This is a genomic window from Acidocella aromatica, assembly GCF_014201825.1.
In the GTDB taxonomy this organism is placed as follows: domain Bacteria; phylum Pseudomonadota; class Alphaproteobacteria; order Acetobacterales; family Acetobacteraceae; genus Acidocella; species Acidocella aromatica.
Map to the genome: position 1 here is coordinate 1 of NZ_JACHFJ010000019.1, position 23,525 is coordinate 23,525.

18 protein-coding genes and 1 tRNA gene are annotated in these 23,525 nt (G+C 57.4%); 9 read left to right on the forward strand and 10 right to left on the reverse strand.

The window, feature by feature from the left end:
* Nucleotides 1-18 precede the first annotated feature (18 nt).
* A tRNA-Met gene (locus tag HNP71_RS13615) sits at nt 19-95 on the forward strand.
* On the opposite strand, the gene HNP71_RS14420 is transcribed toward HNP71_RS13615, so the two are convergent.
* From HNP71_RS14420 to HNP71_RS13650, 5 genes are all read right to left on the reverse strand, one after another.
* Nucleotides 52-1,773, reverse strand: coding sequence for a recombinase family protein (locus HNP71_RS14420; RefSeq protein ID WP_408840928.1), 1,722 nt, complete (start codon nt 1,771-1,773; stop codon nt 52-54). The genes HNP71_RS13615 and HNP71_RS14420 overlap by 44 nt on opposite strands.
* 12 nt (nt 1,774-1,785) lie before the next feature.
* Complete coding sequence (locus tag HNP71_RS13635) at nt 1,786-2,892, reverse strand: tyrosine-type recombinase/integrase (RefSeq protein WP_183267497.1); 1,107 nt, start codon at nt 2,890-2,892, stop codon at nt 1,786-1,788.
* Nucleotides 2,889-5,126 carry a tyrosine-type recombinase/integrase gene (locus HNP71_RS13640; RefSeq protein ID WP_183267498.1) on the reverse strand — a complete coding sequence of 746 codons (2,238 nt, stop codon included), beginning with the start codon at nt 5,124-5,126 and terminating at the stop codon, nt 2,889-2,891. The genes HNP71_RS13635 and HNP71_RS13640 overlap by 4 nt, the downstream gene beginning before the upstream one ends.
* 7 nt (nt 5,127-5,133) lie before the next feature.
* Nucleotides 5,134-5,334, reverse strand: a complete 201-nt coding sequence (locus HNP71_RS14425; protein ID WP_183267499.1) for a helix-turn-helix domain-containing protein — start codon at nt 5,332-5,334, stop codon at nt 5,134-5,136.
* 339 nt (nt 5,335-5,673) lie between these two features.
* Nucleotides 5,674-6,381, reverse strand: a complete 708-nt coding sequence (locus HNP71_RS13650; RefSeq protein WP_183267500.1) for a hypothetical protein — start codon at nt 6,379-6,381, stop codon at nt 5,674-5,676.
* A 192-nt stretch (nt 6,382-6,573) separates the two neighbouring features.
* Between HNP71_RS13650 and HNP71_RS13655 the strand changes: the two genes are divergently transcribed.
* The 7 genes from HNP71_RS13655 to HNP71_RS13685 all read left to right on the forward strand — a co-directional run bounded on the left by HNP71_RS13655 (nt 6,574) and on the right by HNP71_RS13685 (nt 18,529).
* On the forward strand, nt 6,574-8,142 hold the full coding sequence (locus HNP71_RS13655; protein ID WP_183267501.1) for a class I SAM-dependent DNA methyltransferase: 1,569 nt from the start codon (nt 6,574-6,576) through the stop codon (nt 8,140-8,142).
* Between the two features lie 86 nt (nt 8,143-8,228).
* On the forward strand, nt 8,229-9,329 hold the full coding sequence (locus tag HNP71_RS13660) for a Fic family protein (RefSeq protein WP_183267502.1): 1,101 nt from the start codon (nt 8,229-8,231) through the stop codon (nt 9,327-9,329).
* Nucleotides 9,329-10,522, forward strand: coding sequence for a restriction endonuclease subunit S (locus HNP71_RS13665; RefSeq protein WP_183267503.1), 1,194 nt, complete (start codon nt 9,329-9,331; stop codon nt 10,520-10,522). Before HNP71_RS13660 ends, HNP71_RS13665 begins: the two co-directional genes overlap by 1 nt.
* Before the next feature lie 105 nt (nt 10,523-10,627).
* A complete protein-coding gene (locus HNP71_RS13670; RefSeq protein ID WP_183267504.1) occupies nt 10,628-11,455 on the forward strand; it encodes a hypothetical protein in 828 nt (275 codons plus the stop codon).
* Between the two features lie 3 nt (nt 11,456-11,458).
* Nucleotides 11,459-14,620, forward strand: a complete 3,162-nt coding sequence (locus tag HNP71_RS13675) for a type I restriction endonuclease subunit R (protein ID WP_221246931.1) — start codon at nt 11,459-11,461, stop codon at nt 14,618-14,620.
* A gap of 316 nt (nt 14,621-14,936) precedes the next feature.
* Nucleotides 14,937-16,925, forward strand: coding sequence for an AAA family ATPase (locus tag HNP71_RS13680; protein WP_183267506.1), 1,989 nt, complete (start codon nt 14,937-14,939; stop codon nt 16,923-16,925).
* A 200-nt stretch (nt 16,926-17,125) separates the two neighbouring features.
* Nucleotides 17,126-18,529, forward strand: coding sequence for an alkaline phosphatase family protein (locus HNP71_RS13685; protein ID WP_183267507.1), 1,404 nt, complete (start codon nt 17,126-17,128; stop codon nt 18,527-18,529).
* A 134-nt stretch (nt 18,530-18,663) separates the two neighbouring features.
* Here the strand turns inward: HNP71_RS13685 and HNP71_RS13690 are convergent, their stop codons facing one another.
* The 5 genes from HNP71_RS13690 to HNP71_RS13710 all read right to left on the reverse strand — a co-directional run bounded on the left by HNP71_RS13690 (nt 18,664) and on the right by HNP71_RS13710 (nt 21,687).
* On the reverse strand, nt 18,664-20,367 hold the full coding sequence (locus HNP71_RS13690; RefSeq protein ID WP_183267508.1) for a recombinase family protein: 1,704 nt from the start codon (nt 20,365-20,367) through the stop codon (nt 18,664-18,666).
* Nucleotides 20,368-20,444: 77 nt separating this feature from the next.
* Entirely contained in the window at nt 20,445-20,639 is a 195-nt protein-coding gene (locus HNP71_RS13695) for a hypothetical protein (protein WP_183267509.1), read from the reverse strand.
* A gap of 119 nt (nt 20,640-20,758) precedes the next feature.
* Nucleotides 20,759-20,935: a hypothetical protein gene (locus HNP71_RS13700; RefSeq protein ID WP_183267510.1), complete on the reverse strand. Its 177-nt coding sequence runs from the start codon at nt 20,933-20,935 to the stop codon at nt 20,759-20,761.
* A 9-nt stretch (nt 20,936-20,944) separates the two neighbouring features.
* A complete protein-coding gene (locus HNP71_RS13705; RefSeq protein ID WP_183267511.1) occupies nt 20,945-21,436 on the reverse strand; it encodes a hypothetical protein in 492 nt (163 codons plus the stop codon).
* Complete coding sequence (locus HNP71_RS13710) at nt 21,433-21,687, reverse strand: hypothetical protein (protein WP_183267512.1); 255 nt, start codon at nt 21,685-21,687, stop codon at nt 21,433-21,435. The genes HNP71_RS13705 and HNP71_RS13710 overlap by 4 nt, the downstream gene beginning before the upstream one ends.
* Nucleotides 21,688-22,155: 468 nt before the next feature.
* Between HNP71_RS13710 and HNP71_RS13715 the strand changes: the two genes are divergently transcribed.
* Nucleotides 22,156-23,355 (forward strand): RWP-RK domain-containing protein, encoded by a 1,200-nt coding sequence (locus tag HNP71_RS13715; RefSeq protein WP_183267513.1) that lies wholly within the window; start codon nt 22,156-22,158, stop codon nt 23,353-23,355.
* Nucleotides 23,356-23,525: the final 170 nt, after the last annotated feature.

A 23,525-nucleotide genomic window follows, 5' to 3' on the forward strand; every position in this document is an offset into this window, starting at 1 on the left:
TTTTGCACAACATACAAACGCGGGGTGGAGCAGCCCGGTAGCTCGTCAGGCTCATAACCTGAAGGTCGTCAGTTCAAATCTGGCCCCCGCAACCACCGACAGTAAACCCTCGGGAACATAACGTGACCGAGGGTTTTTACTGTTTGAAATTCCTGACAATTTGCCGTTGTCGTCTGCCGCCGTGGTCAGGTGCAGGATCGCCGCCAGATCGCCATGCAACTCGGCCCGCAGGCCGTCCGGGGCGGTGGCATCGGGCGTTAGCACCACCTTCTCGATCAGACCGGACAATGCGTCCGCCGCTTCGGCCCGGATTGTCTCCTCATTCAAAGACGCCTGTAGGTCAGCGACCTTCGCCGCATACAGCGCCGCCGCGTTCGGGTGCAGGCGCACCGTCGGCGTTGGCGCGTTAGCTTCAGCCAGTTGCTCCTGCAGCCGCCGCTTCACCGCCTCCAGTTCGTCGAGCCGCTGCTTCAGGCTGTCATTCCAGGCGCCGTTCTCGATGGCGCGCAAGACGCCCTCCAGCTTGCGCTGCACCGCGCCCAGTTGCGATTGCAGCCGGGCCTGGGTGGACCCGGCCTCCCGCTGCCGCCGCGTGACCTCCGCCTCGAAGGTCCGGACAAAATGCTCGACCAGCTCCGGCGTCAGCATCCGGGTCTGCAGGGCCGCGAGCACGCGCGCCTCGATGCGCTGGCGGTTGATGCTGAGGACGTTGGTGCAGGTGCCCTTCGAGCGATAGGTGCTGCAACCAAACCGATCCTTGGCGGTTACCGCATACGGGGCGCCGCAGCAGCCGCAGCGCAGCAGGTTGCTGAGCAGGAATTTGCGCCGGTGCGCGCGGTTGAGCGCGTTGCCGTCTGCGTCCTTGCCCATCTCGATGCGGACTTGCCCCTGCCGGACTTTGACCCGCTGCCATAGGTCGTCGTCGATGATCCGCAACTCCGGCGCCGCCACGCTCTCGTGCTGATCGGCCGGATTGGGCCGGGCGACGCGCTTACCGGTGCTGGGATCCTTCACATAGGAACAGCGGTTCCAGACCAATTGGCCGATATATAAAGTGTTGTTGAGGATGCCGGTGCCGCGGTCCGCCTGGCCACGGATCGTGGTATCACCCCAGGGGCGGCCACCGGGGCCGGGAATCCCTTCCTTGTTCAAGGCCGCGGCGATGCCGCGCGGGGCCTTGCCGGCGGCATAGTCACGGAAGATCCGCCGGACGATCTCAGCCTGATCCGGATTGATGCGGCGCTCGCCTGCCTCCTGGCTGCCCGGCTTCGGGGGCACAGCATCATAGCCATAGGCCAGGCCGCTGGGGATCTTGCCGTCACGCACGCGGCCGAGCTGGCCGCGCTTGGTTTTCTGGCCGAGATCGGTCAGCTGCAGCTGCGCCATCGTGCCCATGATGCCGATATGCATCTGCGTGACCGCGCCGAGATTGACGGCGTGCAGCTGCACCCGGCGGAAGTTCAGCTGGTCGAAGCACCGGGCGACATCGGCCAGATTGCGGCCGAGGCGGTCGATCGCTTCGGTCACCACCACCTCGAAGGCTCCCGCCTGGGCATCGCGCATCAGGTGCTGAAGGCCCGCGCGGGTCAGCATGCTGGCGCCGGAGACAGCCGCATCTTCGTAGCTTCCCGTCAGCACCCAGCCCTGCCGCTCAATATAGCGCCGGCAGACCTCGATCTGATCCGCAATCGACGCCGCACGCTGCTGGTCAGACGAGTACCGGGCGTAAATTACCGCACGCATGATTGGTGCCTGCCTTTCGTTGAAAGCCATGCGACCGGGAACTTATTCATGGTCGTCATCACCATAAGCCCGGAACTTGCGCTGGACCAAGCGATTCCATAGCCGGCTCGCCGATAAGCCGCCGCTGCGATCATAGGTTGAATTCACGCTACTGTGTCCCTTGTGCCCCAAGGCCGCGGAAGCCAGGTCCAGATATTTGGGGTGGCGCATGATGAAGCTGGTTGCCTTGGTGTGGCGGAATGGATGCGTCGAGGTGACGTCCGGATCAATCTGCCGCCCGATTTTTTTGAAGACAGCCGAAACGCCCGTCATGGCCAATTGGGGGCCATCTTCGGCGACCCAGAGCCCGCCATGATCAGGCTGGCCGTTCAGCAGGACAGGCCGATACCGATGCAGGTAAGTCTCGAGGTAAGCAACGAGATATGCCGGGATTTCATAGTCGAGACCTTGCTGATTCTTGACCTCTTTCTTCTGGAATTGCAGAAAATAACGATCGCCTCGCCTGACGAGGTGTTGGCCGATCTTGATTTCAGCCAGGTTTTCCCGCCGCAGGGTGAAAACCACCTGGAAAAACACCAGTACCCCGTTCCGGAAATCAAGCGCGGCCTCGACTTCAGGCTTTTCCGGAGCCGGGTTCAGGAGCGCCGTGGCATATTCAATCCACCCGGCGGTATCCGCTACGGCAATGGGGCGGCGGGATGCCCGGATCTCGCTGGCGGTTGGTGCCAGCGGGTGCCGGGTAATCCACTTCCAATCGTGATGAAAATCGAGCCCTCGAGCGGCATATTTGAGGTTGCCCAAGGTGAGATCGATCGTCGAGGCGCGCAGCCGCTCGCGCATGCTCAGGATAAACCGGCCTACCCGGTCAGGCGTGATCCTTTGCGCAGGCAGCTCGTCCGGATAAAGTTCGCCGGTGCTATCGAGCCACGCCAGATAGCTGCCGTAAGTCTTTGCAAATGTATTGATGCTGTCCGGCGCGTAGTTCAGCAGATAGCAAAGATCATCAAGTGGCGACATGCGAGTTTGTGCCCGTTGCCAGCGCTCCCGATCCCCGGCGGGCCATTCGGAAACTGGGAGGCTCTGCACATGACGCGGCAGCAGATGGCGAAAAGCTTTGCGGCCGGATCGGCCGGAGCGACGCTTGGTCATTTTCCACCTCGCTTCAGGACTTGAGAAATGATCGCGGAATACTGGCGCTGCGCGGCGCGGCCACGCTGCATTCCATAGTGCGACCTGGTTGTGGTGATATCGAGATGCCCCAGCATATGCTGTGCAACGGTATCGCCGTCGGCATCTTCATCGAAGATGATCGTCGCAATCAAAGCCCGCACAAGATGAGGATTCACGACGACCCCGAGATCGTTCAGAATAGAGGTTTTCAGCGTCGCGCCAAATGAATGAGGGGCGACGTGGCCTTGCTCCTTGCCCGGAAACAGGAAGGTTTCGGTCCTCTGTGCAAAAATTTTGGAATGCTCAGAAAGATAAGTTTGTATCATATCAACCGTATCTTTGCGGAGCTCGGCTTCGATCGGCAGGCCGGTCTTGGTTTTGTGGCCCGGAACACATAGCCCGATAATCCGGTGCTTTCGATCGCGGCGAAGATCTTGCGCGAAATCGATGCTGGCCAATTCAGAAATCCGGAGCGGCTTGGTCAGAAGAATATCAAGGGCGATGGCGCGTTTTGCCCAGGTGAAAGCCCGCGCAAGCTGCCCCTCGCGCAGAAATTTCTGGGCGCGCTTCCACCATATCTTCGGCAAGGCGAAGAGGCTTTTCAGAACCTTGATGTCGTCAAAGGCCGCCAGACGCTCCCGGGTTTTCTCCGGGAACACATTCCGTCGGCGACGAAGCCGCTTGGTCACGTCGTTGATGAGGGACAGATCCTTGTCGGTGACATTGCCCAGTTGTTTGGCGATGGTAAAAAGATGCGATGCCATCGGCGCGGCGCTCGGCGGCCAGGCTTTGCCGTCGGGAGAATGCCGCTTGAAATGCTCCTCCATCATGAGAATGATCAAATCGGTCTTCATGATCTTGCTCAGAGAATCGATCTCATCTCTCTGCCAGCCGCGATCGATGAGGTAACGCGCGGCGATATAAATGTTGCCCTCACGCTTGCGCAGCGTCTCCCGCGCAAGGCCATTACCGAATTTGAAATCCAGCGGACCAGGATTGGCGCAGCGGGCGAGATAAGTCTCAACGTCGCTGACGAAGGCGGCAGGCAGCTCGTCGCGGGTGACACCGACGCGATTATAGCCGGCGCGCTTTTCCAGCGGGGTAAATTGGCCAGCAGGACCGAGAGCACACAGGCGATTCCAGGCTTGGCGGGTGCAACTGCGAAAGCCCGAAAGATTCGTCGTCAGGGAATATTCTTCGATATATTCCAGGAAGCTGTCGATCGTCTCCTCATTGACCTTCTGGGGAAGGATGTTGCGGGCCGAGCAATAACCGGCGAACCTGGTCATCGCGCCTTTATGCGCCTTGACCTGCAGCGGCTCCAGCGCGGTATCCCATTCAGGCATCAGCTGATGGCGCTGACGTTCTTTCATCCAGCCGACCTCACGCAAAATATTGGCCAGGCTGGAACGAATGTTGGCCCAGCGCTTTTCGCTCATGCGGATCCGGGCGGGATAGAATGCCTCGAGCAGTGGCCGCAGTTTGACGGGCGCGCAGGGCAGGTCATCCGGCTCAGCTTTGTTGTGGCTCGTCAGGAGGCATTTGGCGGCGCATTGCGCGTCGGATTTCAGCCCGGCGAATTGCTTCGTGGCGTTATTGTACCGCGGTGCGATAGCCGCCAGCGCCTGTCCGAAAGTCTCGGGCAGGCTGCTGATGTCAGGAGCAAAAAACCTGGTGCCGTGGGCCTGGGGCGGTTCGGGGGGCGAGATGTTTTCGGGCGTCGGGATGAGCGTGGCGACGGCGTCGTCTTCGGCGGCAGCGCTCTTGGCTTCGGGCGTTTCAATCAACTCAAAAAAGCTGCCTTGCTCGGCTTTGCCGACAAGGTGTTGAGCCGCCTGCTCCGCCTGCATTTGCATCGCCGGGAGAGGGAAGGTGGAGCAAACGGCCTGGAGCATGCCCGAAGCATCTGAGTTGTTCATCATGCGCCCTCCGTGATCGGGTTGGTGCTGGTGTTGTCTGGAGTGTAAAATCGGGAAGGTGCCCGGGTCGGTTCCCTCATCAAACCTATCCCGGCTCTTTCCCGAACCGCCCTGAGGCGTGCTGATCGCCTCGGAAGGCAGGGGCGCGTCTTGATCGGGCGTATAACGCCGACGGCGGCGGCCATTTGTTACCGGGAGATGCGAAACGCGACGCTGGTCGGGGAGATCTGCAAACAAAAGTGGCGCCATATCGGCGCCGTTGTTTTGAGTGGTTTTGTAAGCGGCGAGGGGCATGGCAGGGTCACCGGCTGGAGTTGGCGATGTAGGTTTCGAAGCTCTCACGGCTGATCCGAACGGCCCGCCCGAACCGATGGACCCGAAGCTCACCATTGCGAATGGCGCGGCGAACGGTGGCCAAAGACAGGCCGAGCAGTTCGGCGGCGGCCTCGACCGTGAGGAAGGCCGGGGCAGGTTCCGTGGCGGGGGTGGTGAGGGGCGGCATGGATAGAGATCCTCTTGGCGAATTCGCGCGCCGGCCAGGGCCGACACGCCAGATGGGGGTTCAGGTCTGAAAGGCCGCCTCGGCCGCGGCGCGCGCCAGCAGTTCGGCCAGCGCAAGCAAGGCTGGATGAGCGGGCTGGAACGGAGCGGCTTCGGGGGCGCACGATGAAGGCGAGAACGTGGGGACAGCCGGACGCGTCGAGGGGCTGGCGCTACTGCCAGTCTCTCGGGCGGCTTTCGGGGGATGTCCGGCGGTGGCCTTCATGCGCCTGACTGTGCAGGCGGACCCGAGGCGAATTCGACTTCAAAAATAAAAGTTTATTTTGAACCCTTTTGGCGGTCAGGTCAGCCGGAAGCGCAGCAGCCGCTCAGGGGGGATCTGGAACTTAGGTATGCTCAGCACCGTCGCCTCGAGCGCTTGCGCGGTTTCGACAATGCATTTGAGGATCTCGGGACTGCGCAACAGCTGGTAAACCGGGGGCAGCGTGGCCAAGCCGCCGCGGCGCAGATGCGTGTAAACAATGTTCAACCCCAGCGCGGCAGGCAGCACCGGCAGGCTTGGACGCCACACCCGGGTCAGGAAATTCTTCGGGTCGGGAGCCTCGCTGTCGGGTTTGTCGAGCTTGTCCCGCCATTCCGCCAGGGCGGTGAGGGTTAGCTTGGTCACGCCAGGCGGCAATCGTGGCGGTGCACCATTCAGGGCCTTCTCTATAAACGGCTTGGCGATGATCGCGGCCCGCAGGCGGTCGTGGTAGCGCCCCTCATAAGTGCGCAGGGCGGCCTGGCATTCGCTCTCGGTCAGCAGGGGGTAGGCCGGCTTCACCACCTGGGGCGCCCAGGACGCCGCCTCGTCCTCGGCGGCAATGGCCTGCAAGGCGAGGTGGCACAGCGCCGCATGCGCCCAGGCGCGCTGTTCTTCCGCTTCGTCACCCGATTCCGGGAACGCCAGGTACGTGAACAACACCGCCCCGGCCTCATAGGTCGGCAGGCCGGAGAGGCGGATGCCGATCTCATTGGAATCGGTGATTTCAGGGCCCTGGCTGGACATATGGTCTTATCCGCGAATCGGTGAAAATGCCCGGTCATGACGCGCTCCAGAGGATCGCCTGTCAATGGAATTCGTCATAACCAACAGAAAAGAAAAGGGAATTTTAAAGAATGCGTTTCTGGTCCAATGAATGGACAGGGACTCAGCCCTTCAGATAGCATGCAGGGCAATAGACTCGACCCAGGATAGAACATGGCCCGCCCCCGCAAGACCGACGCTGCGAAGCCCAAGCTCACCAAGGCGGCTAAAGTCCAGGGAGCAAAGCTGGGATTCGAGGCGGAGATGTTCTTGGCCGCTGACAAGCTGCGCAAGAACCTGGAGCCCTCTGATTATAAGCACGTCGCTCTTGGGCTGATTTTCCTGCGCTATATCTCCACCGCATTTGAGGCCAAGCACGCTGAATTGCTGGCCGAAGATCCCGGTCTGGCCGAGGAGAAGGACGAGTACCTGGCTGAGAATATCTTCTGGGTTCCGCCCGCCGGCCGCTGGTCGCATTTGCAGGCCAATGCCCGCCAGCCCACGATTGGCCAGCTCATTGATGATGCGATGACGGCCATCGAGGCGGAAAACCCCTCGCTGAAGGGCGTCTTGCCCAAGGATTATAACCGCCCGGCGTTGGACAAGGTGATGCTGGGCGAGCTCGTCGACCTTATTTCCGGCATCGCCTTGCATGAGGTGGGGGAAAAGGCGCGGGACGTGCTGGGCCGCGTGTATGAGTATTTCCTGGGCGGGTTCGCGGGCTCCGAGGGCAAGCGGGGCGGCGAGTTCTACACCCCGCGCTCGGTGGTGCGGGTGCTGGTGGAGATGCTGGAGCCGTTCAAGGGCCGCATTTACGACCCTTGCTGCGGCTCGGGCGGCATGTTCGTGCAGTCAGAAAAATTCGTCGAGGAACATGGCGGCCGGATTGGCGACATGGCGATCTATGGCCAGGAATCCAACTACACTACCTGGCGCCTGGCCAAGATGAACCTCGCCGTGCGCGGGATCGACGCCGAGATCCGCTGGAATAATGAGGGCAGCTTTCACAAGGATGAGCTGCGCGACGAGAAATTCGATTTCATCCTGGCCAATCCGCCGTTCAATATCTCGGATTGGGGCGGCGAGCGGCTGCGCGAGGATGCGCGCTGGCAATATGGCGTGCCGCCCGTGGGCAACGCCAATTATGCCTGGCTGCAGCATATCATTTGGCATTTGAAGCCCAGCGGCACGGCGGGGGTGGTGCTGGCCAATGGCTCCATGTCCTCGGCGCAGAGTGGCGAGGGTGAACTCCGCCGCGCCATGGTCGAGGGCGATGTGGTGGATTGCATGGTCGCCCTGCCGGGCCAGCTTTTTTACTCCACCCAGATTCCCGCCTGCTTGTGGTTTTTGGCGCGCAACAAGCAGAATGGCCGGTTCCGGGACCGGCGGGGCGAGATTTTGTTCATCGACGCCCGCAAGCTCGGCCATCTGGTGGACCGCACGCGGCGCGAGCTTTCGGATGAGGATGTAGCCAAGATCGCGGGGACGTATCACGCTTGGCGCGAGGGCAAGGGCTACGAGGATGTGCCCGGCTTCTGCCGCGCGGCGAAGCTGGAGGAGATTGCCGGCCATGGCTTTGTGCTGACGCCGGGGCGCTATGTGGGCGCGGCGGATGCGGAAGAGGATGACGTGCCGTTTGAGGAGCGGTTCGCGGCGCTGAAGGAGAAGTTGGAGGCGCAGTTCGCCCAGGCTGACGACCTCACCGCCAGCATCCGGGAGCGCTTGAGGTCAGTCATCGTATGACATCATGTGCGCAAAACCCATTTTTCTTCGACATATCGGCGGGTCATGTTTATAAAACGCGTTTTCTTTAACATGTGCCGGCCGTCATGTTAAAGCCAACCTATGCCATCCCCGCGCTGCCTCCGGCCGTGGACCTTGAAACCGTCCCGGTCTTGAAGGCGCTGGCCGCCGCCAACCGCGCGCTGGCGGAGCTCAAGGGCCGGGCCGCGACGATCCCCAACCAGGGCATCCTCATCGACACGCTCGCCTTGCAGGAAGCGAAAGCCTCCTCCGAGGTGGAAAACATCGTCACCACCCAGGATGAGCTGTTCCAGGCCGATTTGTTCCCCGAAGGCCCGCAATCGCCCGCCGCCAAGGAGGTCGCCCTGTACCGCGATGCGCTGCGCCTGGGCTATGACCGCCTGTTGAAGACAGATGGGTTGATTCTCAACGGCACGCTTATTGAGATGTTCCGCCTGCTTAAGCGGCGTGACGACGGCTTCCGCGCCACACCCGGCACGGCGCTGAAGAACGAGACGAATGGCGAGATCGTCTTCGTGCCGCCGCAGGACGCGCAGGAGATCGTGGCGCACATGTCGGCGTTGGAGCGTTTTGTGAACGATGATGCGGTCTCCGCCCTCGACCCGTTGATCAAGATGGCGCTCATCCACCACCAGTTCGAGAGCATCCATCCCTTCCCGGATGGCAATGGCCGCATTGGGCGTATTCTCAATGTGCTCTACCTCACCCGCACGGGACTGCTGGACATTCCCATCCTCTACCTCTCTGGCCATATCACCCGCACCAAATCGGATTATTACCGGCTGCTGCAAATGGTGCGCGATACGGGGGAATGGGAGGCGTGGGTGCTGTATATGCTGGAGGCCGTGGCCCAGACGGCGCAGACGACCCTGGCCCTGGTGGAGGGCATCCGCAGCCAGATGACCAGCGTGAAACAGCGTATGCGCACGCAACTGCCAAAACTATACAGCCAGGACCTGCTCAATAATCTATTCCGCCATCCGTATACGCGCATCGAATATGTGCAGAAGGATTTGAGCCTGAAATCCCGGCAAACCGCGGCGAAATATCTTGATGCCTTGGCGGAGGCGGGGTTTGTCGAGAAGCACCAATCCGGGCGGAACAACTATTATATCAACACAGCGCTCGTGGGGCTGTTTCTTGCTATGCCGGAGGGGCAGCCGTGATGGGTGAGTGGACTGACGTTTCTTTGGGCACTCTTGCCGCACCTAATAACGGCGCAATCGCCATCGGCCCTTTTGGTTCTGCGATGAAAGCAGATACCTATGTGCCCTCGGGCGTTCCTGTTATTCGTGGAACAAATATTTCAAACACCCGGGCATGGAAGGGCGATTGGGTTTACATATCTGATGACTTCGCTGACTCGATGCCACGGTGCGTAGTTAAACCCAACACACTTGTTTTCCCTCATCGTGGCTCCGTGGGCGAAGTCGCCTTGGTACCTCCACGTGCATATTCACGTTATTTTCTGTCCACCAGCCTAATGAAGATTGAGCTGGACGAGAAAAAAGCTAGCCCACTTTTCGTCTATTACTTTTTTAAGTCATCGGCTGGCCGAGAAGAAATTTTAAAATATGCCTCACAAGTAGGCACGCCCGGAATTGGGCAGCCCTTAGCATCACTTAGATCATTCAAACTGCCACACCCACCATTGCCAATCCAGCGGGCGATTGCGTCCGTCCTTGGTGCTTTGGATGACAAGATCGACCTGAACTGCCAGATGAACGAGACGCTGGTGGCGATGGCGCGGGTGATTTTCAAGGATTGGTTTGTCGATTTCGGCCCCACGCGCGCCAAGATGGAAGGCCGCGCGCCCTATCTCGCCCCGGAAATCTGGTCCCTGTTCCCCGACCGCCTGGATGATGAAGGCAAGCCGGCGGGGTGGTCTATAGCCTCTATCTATGAGGCAGCATCCGTAATCTACGGTGCACCTTTTGCGTCTTCACAATTCAATTCCACCAAAAATGGTATTCCCCTTGTTCGCATACGGGATTTACCGTCTGAAAAGCCTGGTGTTTGGACGGAAGAAGTGCATCCTAAAGGCTATAAAATTCAGCCCGGCGATATTCTCGTTGGTATGGATGGCGAATTCCGCGCATACCTTTGGGGCGGAGACGAGGCGTGGCTAAATCAACGAGTATGCTGCTTTGTTCCCAAGCCGGGCTATTCCGCTGCATTTTTACACAACAGCATCATCGCACCACTTGCTTTCGTTGAAGCGACGGAGAATGCGACGACAGTAATCCATTTGGGCAAGGGGGATATCGATAAATTTGAAGTAATGCTTGCGACGCCAGCAATCCATAAGGTATTTAACAATTTGGTTCAGCCATTCTATGACAAGATTGTGGCTCAATAAGACTGAGCGTCGTGCCGTTGAAGCCACACGCGACTTGTTGCTCCCCAAGCTCATGTCCGGCGAAATCTCCATCAAAGATGCTGAAAAAGCTCTGGAGGCGGTAGCATGAGCAGTCTCACCGAATCAGAAAAGCGCTATCTTGAAGCCATCCTCGGAATGGGAGGTGGCTATGTCTTAAACTATGCGGACGCTACGTTTGGAGCACTTTTCAATCGTCATAAGATCAATATTCACGGCATAAAATATCAAACCTACGGAACATCGAAAGCCCGAAAGCTTCGGTCTTTTTGGGAGCAGGAGCCTGATCTGTTGGTGGCTGCTGTTTTGGCTGAGTTGTTGGATGCTTATGAAGCAGACTGCGATATCAACAATAAGAAGAAGGACACCAGCCTTCTGGAGAAGTCAAAACAAATTGTCCAGCGCTTGAAAGGTGAGAGCAAGGTCCAGTCCGCCCATGCCGCAGACAATTTTTTGGACCACGAGTTCAATATTCCAAATTTACATAAGCTACCCATTGAGCCGTCGGTGGCAGAAATCATCGGTTCGCGCCTTAACGAAGCGCGAACGGCACTGTCAGCCGGAGCTCATTTGTCAGTCATTTTCCTTTGTGGGAGCGTTCTTGAAGCCGTACTGCTTGGCGCCGCGCAGAGAAGCCCAGAGAAATTCAACAGAGCAACAGCTAGTCCGAAATCTGGGGATGGAAAAGTCAGGCCATTGCCCGATTGGACGTTATCACAATTCATCGATGTGGCATGTGAAATTGACCTGTTAAAGCCCGATGTAAAGAAATTTAGTCATGGCTTGAAGGATTTTAGGAATTACATTCATCCGTACCAGCAAATGGTCTCGGGCTTCACACCGGACCAGCATACAGCAAAGGTGTGCTTTCAAGTGCTGAAAGCTGCGCTCGCTAATCTGGCAGGGGATAGATAGGTGATGCAGATCGCCGAGAGTCATGTAGAGGAAGCTGCGCTCGCGTGGCTGGCCGAGCTTGGCTATCAGGTGATCAGCGGGCCTTCGATTGCGCCGGATACGCCGCATGCCGAGCGCGAGAGCTATGGCGATGTGGTGCTGGCGGGGCGGTTGCGTGCCGCCATCGTGCGGCTCAACCCGCATCTGGCCGAGGATGTGCGCGATGACGTGTTCCGCGCCGTGATGCGGCAGGAAACCCCGTCGCTGGTTGAGGAAAACCGCCGGCTGCATGAATTTATCACCAACGGCGTGCCGGTGGAGGTGCGCCGGGCGGATGGGACGATCAGCGGTGAGATCGCCCGGCTGATGGACTTTGCCTACCCGAACGAAAATGACTGGCTGGCGGTCAACCAGTTCACGGTGATCGAGCATCAAGCCAACCGGCGGCCGGATGTGGTGCTATTCGTTAATGGCCTGCCGCTGGCGGTGATCGAGCTGAAGAACCCCGGCGATGAAAACGCCACGCTGGACGGCGCGCACCGGCAGTTGGAGACGTATAAGGGGCAGATTCCGTCGATGTTCCGCAGCAATGCGGCGCTGGTGATTTCGGATGGGCTGGCGGCGCGGATCGGCTCGCTAACGGCGGACCGCGAGCGGTTCATGCCTTGGCGGACGGTGGATGGGGGCGATTTGGCGCCCAAGGCGCAGCCGGAGCTGGAGACGCTGCTGAAAGGCGTGTTCGAGAAGGGGCGGTTCCTGGCGCTGCTCAAGGATTTCGTGGTGTTCGGGGAGACGGAGAAGGGGCTGGCGAAGATCCTGGCCGGATATCACCAGTTCCATGCCGTGCGCCATGCCATTGGCTGCACGCTGGAGGCCGCGCTGCCCGAGGGTAACCGCAAGGTCGGGGTGATTTGGCACACACAGGGCTCGGGCAAGAGCCTACTGATGGCGTTTTATGCCGGGGTGGCGGTGAAGCATCCGGCGCTGGAAAACCCGACGCTGCTGGTGCTGACCGACCGCAACGATCTGGACGAGCAGCTCTTTGCCACCTTCAGCATGTGCAAGAGCCTGTTGCGCCAGACGCCCCAGCGGGCCGAAAGCCGCGAGGAATTGCGGCAGATGCTCGACCGCCCCTCGGGCGGGGTGGTGTTCTCGACCATCCAGAAATTCGCGCCGGAGCCCGGCAGCACAGTTTATGAGGTGCTGACCGCGCGGCGGAATGTGATTGTGATTGCCGACGAGGCGCATCGCAGCCAGTACGGGTTCGGCGCCAAGATGAACCATAAGAGCGGCAAGACGGCTTATGGCTTTGCCAAATATCTGCGTGATGGGCTGCCGAATGCCTCGTTCATCGGGTTCACGGGCACGCCGATCGAAACCAGCGATGTGAACACCAAGGGGGTGTTTGGCGATTATATCGACATTTACGACATCAGCCGCGCCGTGGCGGATGGCGCGACAGTGCCGATTTATTATGAGAGCCGGCTGGCGCGCATCGCGCTCGATGAGGACGAGCGGCCGCTGATCGACGACGAGGTGGCGGAACTGACGGAAGACGAGGCCGAGACCGAGCAGGAACGGCTGAAGGCCAAATGGTCGCGGGTGGAGGCGGTGGTGGGCGCCGAGCACCGGCTGAAGCTCATTGCCAAGAATTTGGTCGAGCACGCGGAGCGGCGGTTTGCGGCGCTGCAGGGCAAGGCCATGGTTGTGTGCATGAGCCGCCGCATTTGCGTGGCGCTGTATGATGAGATCGTGGCGCTGCGGCCGCAATGGCATAGCGATGATGATGCCGAGGGCGTGATCAAGGTGGTGATGACTGGCGCGGCGTCAGACCCGGCATCATGGCAGCCTCATATTGGCAAACGGCCCAAGGCGCGGCGCGAGGCGCTCGCCATCCGGGCAAAGGATCCGAAAGACCCGCTGAAGATTGTGATCGTGCGGGATATGTGGCTGACCGGGTTCGATGCGCCCTGCATGCACACGATGTATGTGGACAAGCCGATGCAAGGGCATGGGTTGATGCAGGCGATCGCCCGCGTGAACCGGGTGTTCAAGGACAAGCCGGCCGGTTTGGTGGTGGACTATATCGGCATCGCCCAGAGCCTGAAGGCGGCGTTGGGGCAGTATTCGAAGGCGGATCAGGACCAGACCGGTATCGATGAGGCCCAGGCGGTCGCGGTGCTGGTCGAGAAATATGAGGTTGTCCGCGATATGTTTAGGCCGGGACGTCCTGGCGGGTTTGATTACCGGCCGGCGCTGGCGCCAAACGCCACACCGCAGGAGCGGCTGAAGGTGATGGCGGGGGCGTATAACCATGTGCTGGAAATGCAGCAGGTCGATGCCGCCAAGGAAAAGACTGAGGAAGGGCGCAAGAGGGCCTTGCGGCGATTTGCCGATGCCGTCCTGGCGCTGAGCAAGGCTTATGCTTTGGCGGCGGCGAGTGATGAGGCCAAAAAGCTTCGCGATGAGGTGGGGTTCTTCCAGGCCATCCGCGCTGCCATGGCCAAGACGGGAGCGGAGGGAGGTAAGAGCAAGGCCGACCGGGAGTTAGCGATCCAGCAGATCGTCAGCCGGGCGGTGGTATCGACGGAGATCGTCGATATTTTGCACGCGGCGGGTATCGCCACGCCGGATATCTCCATCCTGTCCGACGAGTTTTTGGCTGAAGTGAAGGAGCTGCAGGCGCGCAATTTGGCGCTGGAGGCGCTGAAGAAGCTGATCAACGGGCAAATTCATGCTCAGTCGCGGCAGAATGTGACCCAGGCCAGGGCTTTCAGCGAACGGCTGGAGGAGGCGATTGCCAGGTATCATGCCAATGCACTGACGACGGTGCAGGTCATTGAGGAGTTGATTAAGCTCGCCAAGGACATGAAGGCGGCGCAGGCGAGGGGCGAAGACTTGGGGTTAAGCCAGGAGGAAATCGCCTTCTACGATGCATTGGCCGAAAACCAGAGCGCTCGGGATGTGATGGGTGATCCGGCCCTGCGGATCATTGCCCATGATCTGGTCGTCAGTATCAAAGGCAATCTGCCGACTGACTGGATGCACCGGGAGGCGGCGCGTGCCCGGCTGCGGCGTGATGTACGCAGGATCTTGCGGAAATATGGCTATCCGCCGGATCTCCAGGATACAGCGGTTCAGGCGGTGCTGCGCCAAGCGGAGGAATTAGCGAGGGAGTTGGTGTAGGCATGAATGACATTCGAGGGGCAGGGAGGCGTCAAAGGTGCGGCCCTTACGGGGGCCGCACCTTTTTGTGAAGAGACAGCAATGCGCCCTTTTGCGTCATTCCAGCCCCTAGGTTAGGCGTCCTAGAAGCGGACATCGCGGGGCGGAGTCGGAAGCTTTGCTTAGCTTAACCACATAATGATTTATTTAAATTACCCGTCCCCGCTAAACAGCGTCGTACCATTGTTGTGATAGCTAAGTAATTGCCCCCTCTAGAAAAATAGGTGTAGATTAATTAATCAAAACCAGAACCCCAAGTTAGAGTGAAATAGATCTTATGATTATAAAGCGGCTGGAATTACTTAACGTAAAATCGTTTCGAGAACCAATAGATGTTAAATTCGACGCAGATAAAAAGCTATTTGCTTTTTCTGGAATTAACGGCTCTGGTAAATCGACGATAATTAAGTCAATCTGGTATATTCAAAAGCTTTATTTCGCAAATAAAGCTGGCAAAAGCGAGGCGTTTTTTGAAGAGTTAAATGAATTTCTCTCCAAAGATGTGGCGTATATTTCGTGTGAATTTTGCCAAGGAGAGGCCACAGGTTCAATTAAATTATTCCGCCACGACGGAAATTTTAAAATTCAAATCGAGAATGAAGAGCTCTTTGATCTTTCGTGGGGAAAGGACATTCCGGAAAATTTGATACTCTTCATTGATTCCAACAGAATCGTCCAAAATCCAAAGATCGACTTTACTTCAATATCACTCGAGAACTTTAGTGAAAGTAAGATCTTAACATCTATTATCGAAAATCCGAATGAAATATTTTCGACGATATATGAGAAAATCATTTCTGATTATATTTACAGTCGATTGCTTCCAGCCAAGCCAGATAGGCTAACCTACTTCCACGTCGCTCAAAAATTTTTTGAAAAGCTGATTCCACACGTTTCAATTAAAAATTTTTCCGGAAAACATGTTGAAAACCAATTCGTTCTTCTAGGCAAAAACGGTTCGGATTCAAAATCGAAACAATATGATATCAGAAATTTTAGTTCGGGTGAGAAGGCGCTGTTCTCAATTTTAAATTTGTTGTTTTTAACGAACAAAATTTCAACAATTATAATTGATGAACCAGAAAATAATTTCCACTCGTCCTTGCTTATGAACTTCATCGGACTCTTAAAAGATTTTTGCGATGGTAAAGTTTTATCAAAACTTAAAGAGCTTAATAGTCCCGAAAGCAGCAAAGTGATAAAGGAGGAATGGATCACTAGTTTATATGAGAACATGACCATAAGTCAGGTGATTCTCGCTACTCATTCAAAGGATTTGATATACAGAGTATTCGCGTACGGTAAGAATTTCATAGTATCAGACGAAATCGTTCCTTTAGAGGAAGAAAATGCAGAAACACCGCTTCGGCTAATTGGACTTAGCCAGGTAGATAAACGCGTCCTCTTTGTAGAAGGAAAAAATGACAAGCTGTTTTTGGAAGGCGTATTAGCTGGTCATGATATCACTATTAAAGATCTGAGCGGTGGCGAGAGTGTAATTTCGACCTGGAAAAAAATTCAAAAAATTAAAAAGGAGCTTCGTAATATCGATTTCGTTTTCTTGGTAGATTCGGATAATCGAAAGTATCAAATACTTGATGACGCACGGGCAATTGACGCCGAATTTTGTGATGCCTCTTTGCTTGTTCTGGATAGACATGAAATGGAAAGCTACCTAATCGATATCGATACGATATTTGACTCGATTGAATCTTTGGCAACGACTTTAGGTAAAGAAGTAATTAGTAAAGAAAATATAGTAAAAGAAGTTGAAGATTCCTACGTGAAAACAAGAGTTTCTTCAATTTTAAAGGATTCCAACAATAAAACTCGGGAGTTTTCAAACTCTAAAATGGCCGATGCTTTGTGGGGAAGTGAGGCATTTAAACAAATGATAAAAAGCAAAGAGTATGTGACGCATGATGACGTCATGAGTTGCTTTGGAGAAGGATTTTTAGAAAGCATTTCGGGTCAAATTGCGATTACAATTAACGAAACACATACGGTTTATCGTAAAGGTCTCAAGTACGAAGATTTCATCAATTTATGTGATGGAAAAGCTATATTTAGCAGATTGTGTGGTCGCCTGGGAGAAGTCCTTGGTGTCACTAAAAAAAATGTTCATGATGTCATTCTTCGAAAGGCGCTTAGCAGCGATGCTTCTTTATTGAAAGTCGAGATAACTAATATTATAAGGAAGTTTCCTAACTATCACAGTAATCTTGATAGTGTTAGCAATCTGACGCTTGATCTCGAAGACGAATAAAATCATGACTGCGTCTGCTATCGGTAGTTTTGACCTGGAAGCGGACAGTCAGCTGACGGCCCCTTTGCCCATAATGTGCTAGTTCATCTTAGGCTGAACGTCATGATCATAGATGGATATAAAGACTTTTGCTTTTTGTCGTTTGGTGCAAAATAGCAATAACAAGGTTGGACGTTAGCTAAGGCCCCGGGAGACTTGTCATGCCACCTAATATAAAGCACGTCGTCGTTTTGATGCTCGAAAACCGGTCGTTCGACTGCATGCTCGGGAAGCTATATCCGCCATCCGAAAACTTTGATGGCCTACAAGGCACAGAGAAAAATATTTGGCATAAAGGGGCCGCGAACCAAGATGTCTGGGTTTGGACAGACCCCACGGGAGGGCCTGCCTCCATGGTCGTGCCTACCCCTGATCCAGGGGAGTTGTTCACGGACATCGCCGAGCAAATCCATGGGAAAGCTGGCTTTGCGTCGCCTATGGGTGGCTTTGTCGACAATTACATGGCCCAGCCTGCAGGCCAGACACCGCCTTCGCCCGATGCAGTCATGCATTATTTCACACAGGCGCATGTCCCGGCGATCAGCCAATTGGCAAGAGCCTTCGGGGTCTCGGACAGGTGGTTTGCTTCGGCCCCATGCCAGACTTGGCCGAATAGACTCTTCGCGCATACGGGCAGCGCGGGTGGTGATGTCAACAACACCCCCGAACACCTGCCCTATATGATGCCCACAACGTTTGAGCGCGTTGCTGACGGCGGAAAAACCTGGCGCATCTATTTTCATGATTTTCCGCAAACCGCGACCTTGGGGAGGCTCTGGTGGCATATCGACGGGTTCCAACATTTTGATGCCTTCCTGGAGGACGCCAAGGCTGGGAAGCTTCCCGCATACAGTTTCATTGAACCTCGATATTTTGCCGATCCGCTGAATGGAGCGATGCCCAATGACCAGCATCCGCCACATAACGTCGGCTACGGTGATGCGTTGATCGCTTCGGTCTATAATGCGGTGCGAGGCGGCCCGGGATGGGAGAATACCCTGCTCATCATCACCTATGACGAACACGGTGGCTGCTATGACCATGTCTTTCCAGGAGCTGCGGTGTCGCCCGGAGGCCCCTTTCCTGACGGATATCAGTTTGATGGCTATGGGGTTCGTGTGCCCGCCGTGATCGTTTCACCGTATGTATCTGCCGGTCAAATCATCCGCCCAGATGGCTTAATACCATTTGACCACACGAGTATTTTTAGGACGCTTCAGGATATTTTTGACTTGCATAAGGGGCCTTTGACCCCAAGAACGGCCTCCGCCCCTTCACTTGTGGATTATCTCTTAGACGCTCCGACGAATTTGGGCCCAGTGTCCATTGAAGTCACACCGCCCGTACCGGCGGATAATGAGCTTGCGAAGGCAGCGAAACTGCCGCCAAACGGGCTGCAAGCGGCGTTAGGTAAGGCCGCATCGAGATTGCCGACATCCGGTGCGGATCCGGCATTCCATATCAAACGCCTCCAGCAGGCAGTAACAGCTCTGCCAGAGCATAAGACCGCCGGTGATGCTGGGTCTGATGCGGCGATTCACATGAAAGCGTTTTTGGGGCGCTGATCGAATGGTAATGCTTGGATAACTGTCCGGTCCCAAGGGGATGCCCCCGCCGCGGCAGACCAACGGCCGGCAATTTCCGTTTTCCGCCTCTGTTGTTCTTAAACGGACGGGCAGCAATCGGCCCGGTCTGCCCATTAGCAGGGGGCGACCAATGTTAACTCTCGGTTGTTTCTGGCCCCCGCAACCACTTTTACCGAACAAGCGAACAAGTCAGAAACAGCGCCATCCCGAGCAACGGAGGGCGTTGATAATGCTGCTTTGTCGCCCAGCCCCAGCCTGACCATGGCCGATAGGGCGCCCGTGAGAATGATCTCCGGTTCGCCGCCCTCAGCCCCCGGCCCAAAATCCACCCGTTCAACAAGATCCCGTAACGCCTCCAGCACGGCGCTGTTGCTGCCGTTGGACGTGGCCAGTTCCGATTGCAGGGTCTCGACGCGCTGGCGATAGAGTTCCGCTAGGTTGGGATGGATTGACGGCGCTTTGACTGCGGGGGCCGAGAGTCGGGCCAGCAGCTGGGCCTTCTGCTGTGACAGCGCCTCCAGCTGCTGCTTCATCTCTTCCGTCCGGAAGCCGTCCATCACCGCTTCGATGATCTTGTCGATCTTGCGCTGGAACGTCGCCAGTCTGGTCTGGTCATGGGCGCGCCCGGCATTGCTCTCGGCGGCCAGCCGGTTCCACTCGGCGGTGAATTCCTTGACGAAGTCATGGACGTCCTCCGGCGCCATCAAATTGGCGCGCAGCGCTTCGATCACTGCCGCTTCCAGCTGGGAGCGGCGGATGCTGGCGCTGTTGCCGCAGGTGCCGCGTTTGCGTGCGCCACCGCAAGCCAGGTAGTCGCGGCCGACGGCGCTTAAGTGCCCGCCGCAACTGGCGCAGAACAGCTTACCGGTGAGCAGATGTCGGGCACGGCGCGTCTCCCAATACTTCGGCCGGTCGGGATCATTGGCACCGGAGGCTTCGCGGATGCCGGCGAGGCGGTGCTGCACCTGGTTCCATAGTTCCTGGTCGATAATCCGTAGGCTCGGGACCTCCTCGGTCACCCATTGCTCGCGCGGGTTCATGCGCGACACACGTTTGCCGGTGCTGGGGTCCTTCATGTAGCGCATGCGGTTCCAGACCAGGCGGCCGATATACAGTTCATTGCGCAGGATGCCGGTGGCGCGTTCGGCATGGCCACGGATGGCGGTGTCCTGCCAGGGGCGGCCATCCGGGCCGGGGATCCCTTCCTGGTTCAGCTGCTTGGCGATGGCGATCGGCGACAGGCCCTCGGCAAAGCCGCGAAAGATCCGGCGGACGATGGCGGCTTCGGCGTCGTCGATGCGGCGGTCGCCGCGTTCGATCATGCCGTCGCCGATGATCTTGGGGGCAAGCTTGTAGCCGTAGCATAGGCCGCCCGCCGATTTGCCGGCCGCGACCCGGCCCAGTTGGCCGCGCCGGGTCTTCTCGGCAAGGTCCTTGAGGAACAGGGCGTTCATCGTGCCCTTCAGGCCGATGTGCAACTCGGAAATCTCGCCCTCGGCCAGGGTGAACAGGGTGATGCCGGCGAATTTGAGCCGCTTATACAGCCCGGCGATGTCTTCCTGGTCGCGGGATAGCCGGTCGAGGGCTTCGGCGAGGATGATGTCGAAGCCGCCCTCACGTGCACCGTCGAGCATGGCCTGGTAGCCGGGGCGCTGGGTACTGGCGCCGGAGATGGCGGCGTCGCGATAGACCTGCTCCAGTTCCCAGCCTTCGGTGGCGGCGATGCGCTGCCGGCACAGCCGGATCTGGTCCTCGATCGAGGCGTCACGCTGGTTGTCGCTGGAATAGCGGGCGTAGATGGCGACGCGCTGGGGCATGGCGGGTCTTACCTCAGGTAAAACAGGAGAGAGGGGAAAATAGGCGGGGCTGGAAGGTGTCGGTCAAGCGAAATCCTTCAGTCGCGCTGGGCCATGGCCTCGGCGAACATCTCCCGCGCCGTCTGGCGCGCCAGGGCCTGCACCAAGGCGCGGCGCTTGGCCGTGATATCATCGAGGACCGCCGCAATCTTTGCACAGGATTCTTCGCCGGCCGGAACCGTAGTGTCCGGTCGGCGTTTGGGTTTGGGGATGGGAGCCGTCTTGCCTCGCATGGCTGCGAGTATCGGGGCGCCTCAACCGGGAAATGGGCGCGGATCGCCGGGTGGTTCAGAATTCGAGCCACCCGGCCGATTGCAATCGAGATTTGCAATTGTAGGAAAAATACATCCCGTTAGGAGTTATCGTCCTTTGGGGCGTCTTTGGGGGCCTGCGCGCCAATCTCCGGACCCAGCGGCTTGACCTCCTTCAGCCACACGAGGTCGCTCCACTCACCGGTGAAGCGTTCGATGCGGATCGGTGGATAACGGCGTTTGCGGGGCTTGGACGGCTTATCGGGCGGTTCGGCCATTTGGGTGTCTCACAGCAAAGGTTGGGTGTGGGTGGCGTGCGCCTCGAGCAGAGATGTGATGGCGGTGAGCAGTTGCTCAGCGCGCTTGGTCTCGGTCTTGGTCCACACGATCGTCGGGCGGAGCGCATCCCGCGTTGCGTCAGCCTTGGCCTTGAGCAGGCGGGAGTCGCGCAGCAGGTCGCTCAGGCGCAGCACCGCATCCTCCAGCGAGGCGAGCAGCTCGCGCTGGTCCTCAGGACGGTGGGGCAGGTCGTAGCTGGCTTGCGCTTCGACGGGGTGTGCGTCGGCGCCACGCGCGTAGCCGGTCTGCCGGAACGCCACGCTGAGCAGACGCTCGCCGGGTTTGGGCGTGCTGAGGCCTGCGAAGAGCAGGCCCGCGTGGTCGAGTTCAAACAGCGCGTCGGCGAGGTAGGTGCCGAGTTCGCCGGGGACGAAGCCGAGCTTGTCGTTGATCTCGACGTCGAGCTCGAAGCTGTAGCGGCGGCCGGTGGGCTGGGTCATTGGATCGCACTCCCGGGAATACGGGTGATGGTGACGCCGCGCGGGGCGGTGAAGCGCAGGGTGAAGCCCGAGGCGGCGGGCGTGCCGGCAATAGACACGGTGACATCGGCGGTCAGGGGCGTGTCGTCCTCGGACAGGGGCACGGGCGTGGCGGGGGGAGAGGCAAGGCGCAGCGGATCGGTGAGCACCGTGTAGATTGTCGCGGCCACGGAAATGCGATCACCGCTTTGCACGAAAAGCAGCAGACTCAAGGGAAAAACTCCTTTGGAAGGGGAAACAAGAAAATAGCTCCGAGCCGACCGGGATCAATGAAAATAAACGCCAAAAGGCAAAATAAAATGATTGAAAACAACGGCTTATTCAGGTTAAAATCGTTGCAGCTTCGGCGGTGCTAGAGAGGCGGAAATCCCGAGCTGAAGGCGAGCGCCATCGGCGTTTCATCAGCCTGTGTGCGTATAGCGCGGTAAGCATCGGAGGAGGCGCCCAAGTCAGCACTGGAGTACGCTTGGAGTAATGGGGAAAGGGCATAACATTGACCATTCCAATCCAACTACGGCTGCAGAGTAGCTTCTGAAGGCGGTCATATGGCGCAGCCTGATGTGGTGCGCTTTGCGCGAGCATGTCCGGTCGGCGGTGCCAGTGTCTGGTTACATCATTATGCACGATAGAAAATAGTATGATGAACCACCGCCTACTGCCCAACGAATATAGGAAGAATCATGACCCGCGATGAGCTTTATGACCTTGTCTGGTCCAGGCCAGTCACGCACGTTGCCAAGGACTTCGGCGTTTCAGATGTCGCCATTCGTAAGATATGCAAAAAGCATGGTATTCCGCTTCCGCCATTGGGTTACTGGGCCAAGTTGCAACACGGGAAGAAGGTAGAGCAATTAAATTTGCCTCCTTTGCAGAAAGGCCAATCCGAGCAGGTGAACTTGCGAGTGCATCAACCATCGGCCAATGCAGATGTCTTTAGTCAGGCACAGGAGGCGGCAAGGCAGGACGAAGCCAAAGTGGGGCGGCGGATCACGGTTCCAGCCACACGCCCTGATCGTCTCCACCCCATAGCGGCAGCCACGGAGAAGACCCTGCGAAAAGCAAAACCTGATCGAGAAGGTTTCGTGACAAGCAATACGGAAGACAAGGTTGGCGTCTTGATCGGGCAAAGCTCAATCGACCGGGCCATTCTCCTGATAAACACATTTTTAGAAGCTGCCGTAGAGAGGGGGCATCAGTTAACAACAAGCCCAAAGTTTAGCGTGATAGTCTCCGGTCAACCACTGGGATTTCGTATCCATGAAACAAAGACAAAGGTACAGCATGTGCCTACAGCCGTTGAGCTGAAGGAGCAGGCACAGCGCGATAACATGGCCGCCCGCTACCCCACACTCTACAGCGCAGATTATAAAATCTATCGAACCTGGGATTATATCCCGTCTGGCCGCATCGTCGTCGAAATCTATGATCCTATACAAGTTCGGTGGCGTTCTGACCCAATCTTTGGGCGCTGGTATGACCGAAAATCATCCGGGGTCGAAGTGTATTTGAACGACATGATGGTAGCGCTCGTATCTGGTGCCGCCCGTGCGAGAGAGCAGCGCGCAAAAGAAGCCGAGGAGGCTCGGCTGGCACAGGAGGCTGAGGAGCGAAGAATAGAAAACGAGAAAAGGGCCCGTCTCCTTGCAAGGGCGACTAATTTTCTCGCAGAGAAAGCCGAAAAACATGAGGCGTTTCTAAAGATTTCGCGCCTCGAACAGTTCTTGGGTTTGGCCGACGAGACCTCTGGGCATTGCCCGTTTCCGACATTAAAGTCTGCGTTTGACCTCGTCCTGCTCAATTTGCGCCATCAAATTTCAGCAGAAGCACTGAATCAGGAGATTATCGACACGCGGATGTTTGATAAGGATCGTTGGTACTGAGCCGAAGATTGACCTTCGTCCTCTTTTCCGATCATGGACGCCGATCTCACAAAAAGCGGTCGAACTATGTTCCGCCTGACGTGCTCCCCTGGAATGTGACCGTTTTTGTGTAGAGTCTGTTCCTGGGGGATAGACCGATGAAGGGCAGCCGATTTTCTGAAGAGCAGATT